We start from the raw sequence: 12,641 nt of genomic DNA on the forward strand, positions 1-12,641 counted from the left end.
CGTCGAAAATGTCGGAACATCAAGCGATGTCATCGTAAACTTCACCATCCCAAAAGGAGATAAGGGAGAAAAGGGTGAACAAGGTATCCAAGGCGAAAAGGGCGATAAAGGCGAAAGTTACACAAATGACGGAACCGTCGATTTAAATGTCAAATCAATCACTTCCGATAATGGACAAATTAAATCCAACGGAAATGGAAAACTTGCTGTACAGCATTTTTCATCTGAAAATGGCGGTGTGTATTCAAGCACTACAGACTACGATTTGGGTGACATTTACTATGGGAAAGCACCTTATTTATCATTCTATGCATGGAAAACATTAGACAATAGAATCTTTTATCAAAATTCAACCCAAGAGTTGCAATATGAAACATTTTTATCTACTGGGGGGTTACGAGGCTTAATTGGCGATTACAGTATGAACCTTTTATTTGATACAATATTATATCAAAAATGGGATGCTGATAAAGGAGAATTTGTTGATATAGAGCCAACTAGGAAAAGGATGACTATTATTGGTACAGAAGGTTTCTTAGGGCACGATACTGTAAAGTATGGTGGCAGTTTTTATGGTGATCCAGAAAATCCTTGGTATTATGGTTCTAGAACTTTAAGGATGAATCCTCAAAAGCTCAATAATATAAAATTAAATAGAAATCTTGGTGTTTCTGGTATTACCAATAACTATATGGCTGGTACTATTGGGTTAGCAACAGATTATTTTACAGGTGACGATGATGGGTTTATTACCCCTGTTATTTGGGATACTGATACTGATGACTCTGCACAAGCAAGAGCTTTAGGTGTTCCTTATATCCCTGCTGATAAAAAGGATACACTACCAGATACAACAACTATCGCAATCGGCACGCAATCTTTTGATATCAATACCAAAAAACCCTGTTGGTGGGACGGTAATCAATGGATTGAAACCTGTGTTAACAACGGAACTGCTGATCTGAATGTGAAATCTATTAATGAGAGCGCGTTGGTTGGAGCTTCTGGACAAACTCTAGAAAATCTATTGGATAATAGTATTAAAGTTGTTTCTGTTTCAGACGCTACGTCAGATAATTTTATCGAAAAAGTAAAAAATAATAAGATTTCTGATGTTAAGATGGTTGGCGAATTGCTGTCTGATAACAAAGTTATAGATATAGCAAATAACAATGATATCGCAGAAGGAAACATTATTAAAATATCAGTAGATTCTGTTCCGACAGCTAATGCTGATGAATTTAACAAGTATGGTATTCAAATTAGATTGTATGTCCCAATGGTGAATGGGGATACTTCTATGAGTGATGGTTCAACTGCTGAAAAAATGAGGCAGTTAGTCGTTACATTATACTATGGTGATATTTTATTTCTAAAACATATTGGCAGCTCTTCTATGTTTGGAATAACATTCCCTATTTATCATGCAAATATTTCAAGAGGAGATCAGATCCTTACCGATTTATCTCAATATGTTGTTAATGATGGAACTGTCGATCTCAACGTCAAATCAATCAATTCTGATAATGGATTAATTAAATCCGACGGACAGGGTAATTTAACAACGAAAAGTATATATCTTAACACAATAGTTCCAAATGAATATACAGATAATGAATCAAACGTCAGTGAGTTGAATACGAATACAATATTCAGTGTAAAAGATGATACTTTTTCGTTTATGGTAGGTAGGGAACAAATTGACCGGTATGGAAAAAAAGAAACGAAAGGTACGCATTTTAATATATCTGCACAGGGTATATATTTAAACGGTCAAGTTATTGTAAGTGGTTATGCTAGGAGTAATATAAATAGCTATGATGCTAAACTTATTGATACTTATACACTCGCGCAACCGGCTGGCATCTTGGAGAGATATGTTCAAACATCGTATTTAAATTTCGAACGATTTAAGATTTTTGGTGATGGTAATAGCGATTTTTCATTAAAAAATAATAACGGTTGGGATTATTTGGAATATGATGGTATTGATATTTTTCAATCTCCATATACATGCCGATCTGTTGATGGTAAAAATGCTATTGGTATTAAAACTTATGCATTGAAAGGAGCTCGTCAGGCTAGTAGTCAAACACTTTTTGCGCAAAGTGTTACAAAAATATTGGGTCATGATTCTATCAACGTAGATGATAGTTTGACATCATATAACACTAGAGACCCTTGGTATTTTTCTTCAAGATTATTTAGAATGGTACCTAAGAAAATATCTGATATTGTGATTAAAACACAATATGATTATGATGATGTAAAAACGATTACTTCGCATTATATGGCTGGTACTGTTGGGTTTTCTACAAATTATTTTACTAAATCCGACGATGATACCAAACAAGATGGTTTTATTACTCCGGTTATTTGGGATGTAGATACTGATGATGTTACAAAGGGAAGAACATTGGGAGTTCCTTATATTCCTGCTGATAAAAAAATTACATTACCAGATACAGCAAATATCGAAGTTGGAACGCAATCTTTTGATACCAATTCTAAAAAGCCTTGTTGGTGGGATGGTTCTAAATGGGTTAATGTCATTATCGATGGGCAAAGAGCTGAAAATCTGATAGCGACTAGTGCTAAAATCTATAGATTAGAGTTCATAGATAGTTGGAATACATATATTAACTTTCCAAATATGTGGGGAGCTACTTATGGCGCAAGAACCAAAAATAATGGGATTACTCAAAGATATTTTGAAAAGACCAGAACCGCAGCAGAAAGAAAGCAAATCGAAACAGATATTGCTAATGAAATATCGGATCCGACAAGGAAACAAACTGCCTTAGATAATATTGCTAATAAACAATATACTGATTCTAGATCTGCGGGACTTTTTCCAAATTACAATGTCTTTCAAATGTATAATAGAAATACATTTGTAAATTTAAATAATTATTATTTTGATGGTCCATTAGTTTCAACCGGTGCAGTAAACTTAGGAAAAATTAGCGATTTAACTTCTGACTCTATAATACAAGATGGGGCAGTTGCTTTAAATTCTAGTAAATTACCTTCTGTATATAATGCTACAAATAAATCATGGTCTAATATTCCAGTTAAACAAAAATATATTGGTGATATAGCAAATGATAGCAGTGAAATTATTGTTGATACATTTAAAGTAAAATTAATTGCAGGAGCAACAGGCGGAATCAGTCTGGCAACCACTTCTGGTACTATTAAAGTGAGTGGTTTTCATGAATGTTTATATGCTGCAACAGGCAACGGGAACCAATTAGTAGACGCTACATTGACGGCTTCTTTCGTGTCTATTCCTGATTTGGGTATTACTGTAGATCATGAACATAGAAAAATGTGGTTTTGGAATACAACTACTCCAGATGATAATCTTTATTTCGTCGAGTTATTTAAACGAGGTAGCAAAGTTATCATGCAAGTATGGAAAGAATAATATAATCCATATCACTATCGAATAGAAAGAATTAGGCATAAAACGGGGCGCGATAGCGTCTTTTTTTATGCCTTTTTTATAAAGGGGAAGAGAGATGGATAATGATTTAATAGTGCAATGTTTTCAATATTTACTGGGTATAATTCCAGGGGACGTTGCGGGGAATATTGTTGCGGTTTTGACGACGATGGTGACCATTTGCACGTTGATTATGCGATTTTGGAAAATACCAGATCAAGCCAGTCAATCACACAAATTATGGAAACTGATTTACATACTAGCATCGTTTAAGACGCCGTCTGTTACAAAAGTGGAGGCTAAAGATGGTCAGAAGATTAATTAGTTCGATGAAAGCACACGATCATTGGTTTGCAGAGTGGTGGAGTTCTGTTTTGTTGATGGTTGTTGGAATATATGGGTTGTGTATTCCCAATAGTTTTATTATTCAACGATCTTTTATTGATGGATTTTTGAAGATATTGCCTTTTGATGTGTGGCAATGGCTGTTTATTGTATTTGGTTTATTTCAATTTATCGCTTTGCGCTGTGAAAGCATAATCGGCAGAGGGATAGCAGCATTCTTCGCGTCCTCACTCTTGATATGGGGATTTTTAAATATCCTCATTTATGGACAATGGCACTTCAGCTTGGTCGCATGGGGCGTTTTTGCAGTAGTCAACCTCTATGCCTTGTATCGAATTGTAAGGGGGATAGAGAAACATTATGAACTTCTTTGAAATCTTGCGCTGGTGGTGGGAAAGCAATGCTGAATGGATCAAAATCCACGATCCGTGGGTCATTCCAGTCATTGCCGTTTGTATCCCACTATCTTTGGTAATCCGCGCAATCTGTGCACTCATTAAAGTCTGGCGGGGGAAGTGAATAAAATTTAATTATTAATGTTTTTAAATAATGATGTAATAATGTTGTTAATTATTTTAAATAACATTTTTTATTTATGATTAAATATACCATCAGGATACAACCATGAATTTTAAACTTTTTTCGAGTATTGGTGTAGGATTATTGTTGTCTTGTGCAACTTTTATATTCCTTGCGCAAGCAAAGGACTATAAGAGTAACAATAATATTCAAGCGTCACAAATCAAAATTGCGACACAATATCAAGCTGTGGATGGGTCTATTATCAACCGTCCATTGATTAAAATGGTTCCTGATGCAACATCATCATTTACATTAGGAAAAGAAATGGTGCAGTTTGGTGGGGATTATGATAGCAATAAGCATCTTGTCCCTACAGGTCTTTCTATTTATGGAAGACCTTATAGTAATTATAATGCAGGCTGTACATTATGTGTTTTTTCATCAGCTGGGGGCATGAGTGGTGGCAGTGGACAGGCAGCAATTTCTGGAAAAGATTATCGTGGAGGTGCCACTGCTATATCTAGAAATGATATGACTACTGTTGGTTTTTATCATTTTGATGAAAATTCATCAGCTAGGGTTGTTGCGCAAGCTGCCTCCTTTGGTTCAGGTGTGGTGAATTTATCTTCTCCAATGACAAATGCGGAAATGTCACAACTACATGTTGGGATGTATGTGGCAACAAATGTCATTGATCCTACAATAGTCAGTAAAGGTGATTTTATAAGACCTAAACGGTATTGGGGATTTATAAAATCTTGGGACGCAAACCATATTTATGTTTATGATTGGGCAGTTCCAGGAAAAAATGACAAATCAGATGGTCAAATTCCTGATATGAATTATTTAGATAATCAGCTCTCTGAATATAAAGTGCCAATGATATTTGTAGGTGTACCTAATGGAGTAATGGCTGAGAACGAATTTCTAACTGCAGATGGTACAAAAGTATTAGGTGATAAAGCAACTGCAGTAGCCAACTCCTTCCAAAGAGAAGAGTTTGATTTTCGTGCACATGATTGGACGAAACCTAAGAGCTTACTCTTTCATGGTTGGGTGACCTCTTTTGAGTGCCGTCCAAATTGTGATCCAAATGCATTAGCAGAGGACAGCTTTGCTTATCTTGTTAATGGTCCAGACGGATTGCCAAAGGCTTATGTTGCACAAATGGGTGGGGATGCACTAGAGTTCTCTGGATTTAGCACATTCATAGGGGGAAATGGTCCACCACTACCTTTTGATGTAAAAGGAAATAGCACAAGCTCTGTTGTTCTAGGTTCAAATCATATTATGAGTTCTTTTGCTAGCCGTGTGCCGGGTGGTCATATTCTTCATATGAGCACTATTGTCAATACGGAGGTTGCTGGTGCAAAAAATTGGTCTGATTATGGTGTACGTTTAGTAATGGATGTTGACAGTCAACGTGATCGTAAAAAAGGACTATACAAAGGATCACGTATGGGTTCAATCGCTTTTAATTATAATGGCGCTCATTATGGTGGGGTTTGTTTGCTGGGATCTGATTCTAATCAAGGGTTATGCCAAGAAGGAGATGGTTCAGTCAGTTTCGCAAAACAGATATATGCTGAAGAAAACGCATTTTTTCATAAGCGAATTTTTACTGCCTCGGCTAGCTATGACCCAGCTCAAAAAAGCGTTAATGGGCAAGGGACAATGCAAACGTGGAATGAGTATTATCCAGGCAATGCTCATACTGAATTTACGAATATTGATTCAACTAATGCTTATGGTGGTTTTGATTTTTACAATATACACACAGCTTCCTCAATCGAGAATGCCCAACCTCTGGTTAGGTTTGGGATAAGAGATTCATTTTTTAATATTTATCCAACGATGAAACAGGGTTTATCAATATCAGCTAGTAAAAAAATATTATTTAAAAATAATGATGACTCTAAGGGGGTTTATTTAACTTTAGATTCAAGCAACTATACTAGCGACGATCAAGCGGCAGGAAAACCAGATACACGTGGCGACCTCTTGATTGGCAGTGAGTTGGCTGACGGTGCTAATATCCGGGGTGTGAATGGATATTATGGTAAAAGTTTAACTGTGACACAACAAGTATCTGCCACGAAATTTCATGAGCAACTTTCAACACCATCTTCGTCATCTGAGGCTTGTAGTGCGGGTGATTTCAAAGATGATGTTAATTATCATTATGTTTGTGTTGCTGCTAATAAATGGAAACGAGTTGCCTTATCTGATTTCTAATAATCGGTTTTAGTAAATTAGTGAATTTTAAGAACCACCTGTTAAGGTGGTTCTTTTATGTTCCAAATCATAAGCGAAATTAAATATAGTCAAAGTCACAAGTGGAATTTATACTTCTCATTTGAAACGAGAAGCGGTGAAATCCACTTGTAATATACTCGTCTTAGTAGAATGCATCATACATTTGATCAATTCATAGGATTTGGTTAGCAGAAAGATACACAGAGTGAAGCACTTATTGAAAATGTAATTGGTAAAAAACCAGTAGTGCGTGCAATCAAAATGGAGTTTTTTACTTATCATTATGTTTGGCAAGATTTAAATTTGCATCAAAACATAATTATTATCAGCTATTATCCTGAGTATATTTTGATACGAAAATGTTATGAGTTTTTTTAGGAACATAATGTCAGGGTTCTGATATGATGCATAGTTTTATGCATGACATATTTTAATTTTGAAATCTATTCATATTTACATCATCTTAACCACAGGTAGCTCATCCCAACGGGTTGTATATCGTTGGCTTAATAGATCACGTTTAAGGTTCCATTGGGCATTGGTGTTGATGCCACCAAAGCTGATGGTATTTCTGCCCATTTTTTTATTAATTGTATCAAGAGTGGACATTAGTTGATTGCTGCGCGTTTTTGTTTCTGTATCTTCGGTTTGACTAAAAAAATCTAACTGTCTTTTATTTTGATCGACGATATCCAGCATCATTACACCTGCTTTTTGATAGGAGTAATCTTCTTTGAATATACGGCAAACCCCTTCTTGAGCGGCTGTAATGATATGGCGTGTATCGTTGGTTGGATAGAGTAATGGAATAACGATCGATGGATGATATTGTGATTGTTGTTCACCAAAACGGTTGGTTCTCAAAAAAACTAAGATTGCTTGTGCCAAGGATTGTTGAGTGCGCAGCTTTTCAGCCCCTCTGCTGGCATGCAGGCGAATGACATCGTGTAGGTCATCAATATTATTTGTCGCTTTTCCAAAACTGCGAGAAGTCATGATATTCTTTTTTGGTGTGTGTATGTCTTCTAATTCAATACAAGCAATGCCACGTAACTCTAAAATAGTGCGCTCTAAAACAACTGAGAATTGTTTACCAATAAAATGAGCATCAAAATTCCTTAGTTGCCATGCTGTTCGAATGCCCATATTGCTTAATTTAGCGGATAATTGACGACCAATACCCCAAATCTCGGAAATTGGGAGTTGTTCTAGTTGTTCTATAAAATCAGACGCATTTGGATCTAAATAATAAACTCCTTGAGAGCCCACTTTCTTTTTCGCAATATGGTTGGCAATTTTGGCTAGGGTTCGTGTGGGGGCGATACCCACACAAACTGGGATGCCTGTGCTTTGACGTATTATTTTTCTTAGATTGCGACAATATTCAACCGGATTACGTTGGTGTTGTAGGTGTAAGAATGCTTCATCAATAGAATAAAGTTCGGTATCAATAATGTAATCTTGAACAATAGAAAATACTCTTTGGCTCATATCCCCATAAAGTTCATAATTGGAGCTGAGTAAGGTAATTTGTTTTTTGATATGAGGCGGAATTTTAAAGGCTGGCATTGCCATCGGTACTAACGGTTTTAACTCATTAGACCGAGCAATAACACAACCATCATTATTCGATAAAATACCGATTGGTTTTCCTTCTAGCTCAGGGTTAAACACCCGCTCACAAGATGCATAAAAATTATTGCAATCAATCAGACCAATCATGGATGACGTTTTCGAAAAGAATGTATATTATGAATGACGACACCCCAAATATAAATTTCTTTATCCTTCATCTCTATGGGGGGATAGTCTGGATTACCTGATTTAAGATAAGGGGTGTTATTTTTAAAGGCTAATAATTTGCACGTTAATTCCCCATCCAAAGCAACAATAACAATATCACCTTGATGAGGCTCTAATGATCGATCAACGATCAGCAAATCATGGTCAAATATACCATAATCCATCATTGAATCACCAGATACTCGAATATAATAAGTTGCAGCTGGATGACTGATTAAATGGTCGGTCAGGTCTAGTTTATTTTCAATATAATCCCCAGCAGGGGAAGGAAAACCAGCCCGAACGATAATTTCGATATGGGTGATAAAGGTCTTAATTGTTTTGTCTGCAATGTTATGAACAGACAGAGCAGTTGTTTCAACCATATAAACCTCGAATAATAACAATGAGCTATATATGGTTTTCAATCGATGGAATTCAATCAATTTTTTGGATGGTTTTTTAAGAATTTAAATTGAACTTGTGAGGCCATTTAATCAAGCTGCATATGTCGCCATAATACTAAACGTGATCCTCATTGAATGACATCGAACTATGGGATAAGGAAACAATATAACAGCCATCAATATGGTTATTTTAAAATTTTGTTTTTATTTTTTGTGGATAAAACTGTTAGTAACTCTGTGTATAATATAAAATTATATTATTTGAGAGAATAAATGGGATGAAATATGATCGTAAATCGTACGATTATCGTCAACAGAATTTAAGGAAATAAAGCCTTGTATCGAATTCGTCTTTTGTAAAGAATCAAGAATAAGAATCTAGAAAGAAAATAGAATTAGTCTTGTGAATAATATTGATGCATAGAAGCAATTAAACGAAAAGGATTGGTTAAGATGTGTATATTTACTTACGAGAATGGGTAAAATTTTTCGTTATGATATAAAAGTTAATCTTATTATTAAAAGTAAATGACAATTTATTAAAAGATACTGAAATCAACATGTTACATAACATGGATGGTGGAGGGGGTTGGATTCGAACCAACGTAGACGTACGTCAGCGGATTTACAGTCCGCCCCCTTTAGCCACTCGGGCACCCCTCCGTAATCAAGATAGAAGGTTAATAACAGGTTTGTTAATCAATTGTCAACAAGATAAATAACTTTTCGCTGGAGAAATTTTGTTTTTTTTTATAAAGTTTGATTTTTAATAATTTTAAAGATTGATAATCCATGAATAGAAGACCTCGTCCCAATACAAATAACAATACGAATTATAATATAAAGGGTGGTTTTTGGTTGTATGGGCAACATGCAGTACAAGCTGCGTTATTAAATCGTAAACGTCAAAAAATGCGTTTAGTGGCAACGTCTGATGCGTATGAAACCGTGACTTCAAAATTGGAAATGCCGCTTAAAACAGGACATGAAATTGTTGAACGTCCCGTGTTGGATCAAATCTGTGGCAAAGAGGCTGTGCACCAAGGGATTGCGCTACATGTAATGCCGTTAGGCAGCGCTAGTATAGAGGATATGTTAGAGCGTGAAGGGCCTATTTTAATGCTGGATCAAGTTACTGATCCACGGAATATTGGGGCGATTTTACGTTCTGCGGTGGCTTTTGGTGCGGCTGGGGTGATTTTACAAGATCGTCATTCTCCTGATGAAAGTGGTGTTATGGCCAAGGCAGCTTCTGGTGGGTTGGATACTATTCCCATTATGCGTGCGGTTAATCTTTCCCGTGAATTGACCAAGTTGAAAGAAGCAGGTTTGTGGGCGGTTGGATTGGATGCACATGGGAATTTGTTGAATGGTGCTGACTTTGTGAAACGCCGTGTTGTGTTGGTTTTGGGGGCAGAGGGCGCAGGGATCAGGCAGTTGACCAAGAAAAATTGCGATGAAATAGCCAGTTTGCGGATGACGGGCGATATTGACAGTTTAAATGTGTCTGTGGCTGGTGCGATTGCTCTATATGAGATCACACGTCATTTCTTCTAGTCTTTGTTCTCATTATCTAGGTATAATTCTATGGGGTTAAAATCGCTTTTTTCTGCAATAAAAAAACAGTTTATAGCGCAGAAGGATTCCAAGGAAGTAATTTTAGAATCAGAACCAAAGGAGTTATACCTTGCCGATGTTGCACAAGAACAAGTTGAAGTTGAATTTTGTGAATTATGTGATGGTCAATTAAAATGGTCGGGCGTTGAGCGTTTATCGAACCAACATTATTACCCGTTTTCGAACTGGAAAAGTGCTGCCAAGCCGATTTATTGTTATCGCTTACAAAACGTTGTTTTAGACGTTTATTACAAAGTTTTTTTCAAAGATAACAGAACTATCGTTAATAGCAGTCACTTTATCAATGGTGAGTTATTACGCTCTTTGTCTGTTCACTCTGATCGTTTGATTATTCATGAAGATCAAGAATCTGTTTTTTGCTGCTTTGACCATTGGGAAGATAATTATTTTCATTGGTTAGCCCATGCGATCCCTGCGTTTTACGCAGCGAAACAATCGGGCATACAAGGTAAATATCTCATTCCGATGGAGTTGACCTCTTGGCAACAGCGTACCTTGGAGTTGCTGGGCATAGAATTATCCCAATGTCTCAAAGTAAAAAAAGATCAACAATATTTCTTTCTATCTTTGATATATTATGAATTGGCGACAGGTGAGGCAGATTTTATTGACTCTAAATTATCGGTTCAAGCGTATGAAGCGATGGTCGAGACTGTAAAAATTCCTGTTACCCCAGAATTATGTCACGATAAGATTTATATTAGCCGTGCTAACAAAGAGCATCGCCATTTAAGTAATGAAGGTGAGTTGATTGAGTTACTAGAGGCAAGAGGATATTTTATCCTTGATCCTGAAAAATATAGCATTGATGAGCAAATTATAATCTTTCAACAAGCTAATATTGTGGTGGCACTACTAGGGGCTGGGCTGTCTAATATTGCTTTTTGTAAACCCAACACTGTTATTTATGAATTGATCCCCAGCCATCATGATAATCCTTGTTTCCTGACGATGTCTCTACAAGGTCAATTAAGATATTGGGCTGATAAATTCGATACGGGTGTTGATCATAACCAACCAGATCATCTCAGCGCATGGGTCAACAGGCTTGATATTGATTTTGTTTCTAAAAGATTGGACGAGCTGGAAGAATTCATCACAGAATAAATTGTAATTTTTTATTCGGCGATTATGTTATAATAAAACTGTATTGGGAATCAAAGGGGTAGATCATGCGTCAATTACTGAATGCTGTTATTGCAGGGGCTTGTTTGTTTTCTTCGACCAGTTTTGCTTGCACTAGGGCTGTTTATTTAGGCGATAATAATCAAATTATCACTGCACGATCTATGGATTGGAAGCGGGACGTTGGAACGAATTTATGGATACTCCCCCAAGGAATGGATAGAGACGGTGCCACGGGCGACAAAACAATCCATTGGAAGTCTAAATATGGCAGCGTGATTGCCACGGGATATGATATTGCAACCACAGACGGAATGAATGAAAAAGGTCTGGATGTGAATATGCTGTGGTTAGTAGAGTCCGTCTATCCCACACCTGTCAAAGATAAGCCAACTTTATCGATTTCTGTATGGGGGCAATATGTATTGGATAATTTTGCCACCGTTGATGAAGCGGTTGCCGCTTTGGAAAAAGAACCGTTTACTGTGATAACGGACACTGTCCCAGGCGAGAAAAGAATGGCCAGTTTACACATGTCTATTTCTGATCCAACAGGCGACAGTGCCATTATCGAATATATTGATGGCAAACAAATCATTCACCATAATCGCAAATATCAAGTGCTGACGAACTCCCCTACATTTGACCAGCAATTGGCGTTGGATGCCTATTGGAAATCCATCGGGGGAACAGTGATGCTGCCTGGAACCAACCGTGCTGCGGATCGTTTTGCCAGAGCTTCTTTTTATATTAATGCTATTCCCAAGAAACTTGATGATCGTACTGCGGTGGCAGGTGTGTTTAGTGTGATCCGAAATGCGTCTGTGCCGTTTGGGATTAATACAGAAAACGAGCCCAATATTTCCTCAACTAGATGGCGCACCTTGGCGGATCAGCAAAATAAACGCTATTATTTTGAATCCGCACTAACGCCCAATATATTCTGGGTTGATCTAAATCAAATCGATTTCTCTGAAAAATCAGGCAAAGTTAAAAAACTAGACCTTGGCAAAGACCAAACCAACATTTTCTCTGGCAACGCCACCGCATCGTTTAAAGAGGAAAAAATGTTTAAATTTCTGCCGATCAATGGTGTCAAGTAGGTTTTTGTAAGCTCC

10 protein-coding genes and 1 tRNA gene are annotated in these 12,641 nt (G+C 36.8%); 8 read left to right on the forward strand and 3 right to left on the reverse strand.

Annotation, left to right across the window (positions count from 1 at the left end; translation table 11 throughout):
* From PQG54_RS10655 to PQG54_RS10675, 5 genes are all read left to right on the forward strand, one after another.
* Positions 1-3,430: hypothetical protein (locus PQG54_RS10655; protein ID WP_271807723.1), on the forward strand; the 3,430-nt coding region annotated here is incomplete at its 5' end.
* A gap of 94 nt (positions 3,431-3,524) precedes the next feature.
* Positions 3,525-3,773, forward strand: coding sequence for a hypothetical protein (locus tag PQG54_RS10660; RefSeq protein ID WP_271790594.1), 249 nt, complete (start codon positions 3,525-3,527; stop codon positions 3,771-3,773).
* On the forward strand, positions 3,754-4,167 hold the full coding sequence (locus PQG54_RS10665) for a hypothetical protein (protein WP_271790593.1): 414 nt from the start codon (positions 3,754-3,756) through the stop codon (positions 4,165-4,167). Before PQG54_RS10660 ends, PQG54_RS10665 begins: the two co-directional genes overlap by 20 nt.
* The gene (locus PQG54_RS10670; RefSeq protein WP_271802047.1) at positions 4,154-4,312 is read left to right on the forward strand and encodes a hypothetical protein; all 159 of its coding nucleotides are present in this window, start codon (positions 4,154-4,156) and stop codon (positions 4,310-4,312) included. The genes PQG54_RS10665 and PQG54_RS10670 overlap by 14 nt, the downstream gene beginning before the upstream one ends.
* A gap of 105 nt (positions 4,313-4,417) precedes the next feature.
* Entirely contained in the window at positions 4,418-6,550 is a 2,133-nt protein-coding gene (locus PQG54_RS10675) for a hypothetical protein (RefSeq protein WP_271790591.1), read from the forward strand.
* Between the two features lie 474 nt (positions 6,551-7,024).
* Here the strand turns inward: PQG54_RS10675 and PQG54_RS10680 are convergent, their stop codons facing one another.
* From PQG54_RS10680 to PQG54_RS10690, 3 genes are all read right to left on the reverse strand, one after another.
* A complete protein-coding gene (locus PQG54_RS10680; RefSeq protein WP_271790590.1) occupies positions 7,025-8,293 on the reverse strand; it encodes a Y-family DNA polymerase in 1,269 nt (422 codons plus the stop codon).
* Complete coding sequence (locus PQG54_RS10685) at positions 8,290-8,739, reverse strand: LexA family protein (RefSeq protein WP_271790589.1); 450 nt, start codon at positions 8,737-8,739, stop codon at positions 8,290-8,292. Before PQG54_RS10685 ends, PQG54_RS10680 begins: the two co-directional genes overlap by 4 nt.
* A gap of 598 nt (positions 8,740-9,337) precedes the next feature.
* A tRNA-Tyr gene (locus tag PQG54_RS10690) sits at positions 9,338-9,423 on the reverse strand.
* A gap of 129 nt (positions 9,424-9,552) precedes the next feature.
* Here PQG54_RS10690 and rlmB point away from each other — a divergent pair.
* The 3 genes from rlmB to PQG54_RS10705 all read left to right on the forward strand — a co-directional run bounded on the left by rlmB (position 9,553) and on the right by PQG54_RS10705 (position 12,626).
* Positions 9,553-10,317 (forward strand): 23S rRNA (guanosine(2251)-2'-O)-methyltransferase RlmB, encoded by a 765-nt coding sequence (rlmB, locus tag PQG54_RS10695; RefSeq protein ID WP_271790588.1) that lies wholly within the window; start codon positions 9,553-9,555, stop codon positions 10,315-10,317.
* A 30-nt stretch (positions 10,318-10,347) separates the two neighbouring features.
* A complete protein-coding gene (locus tag PQG54_RS10700; protein WP_271790587.1) occupies positions 10,348-11,505 on the forward strand; it encodes a glycosyltransferase family 61 protein in 1,158 nt (385 codons plus the stop codon).
* Positions 11,506-11,570: 65 nt separating this feature from the next.
* The gene (locus PQG54_RS10705) at positions 11,571-12,626 is read left to right on the forward strand and encodes a linear amide C-N hydrolase (RefSeq protein ID WP_271790586.1); all 1,056 of its coding nucleotides are present in this window, start codon (positions 11,571-11,573) and stop codon (positions 12,624-12,626) included.
* Positions 12,627-12,641 lie beyond the last annotated feature (15 nt).

Origin of the sequence: Commensalibacter communis (assembly GCF_947179015.1) — a bacterium.
Taxonomy (GTDB): Bacteria; Pseudomonadota; Alphaproteobacteria; order Acetobacterales; family Acetobacteraceae; genus Commensalibacter; species Commensalibacter communis.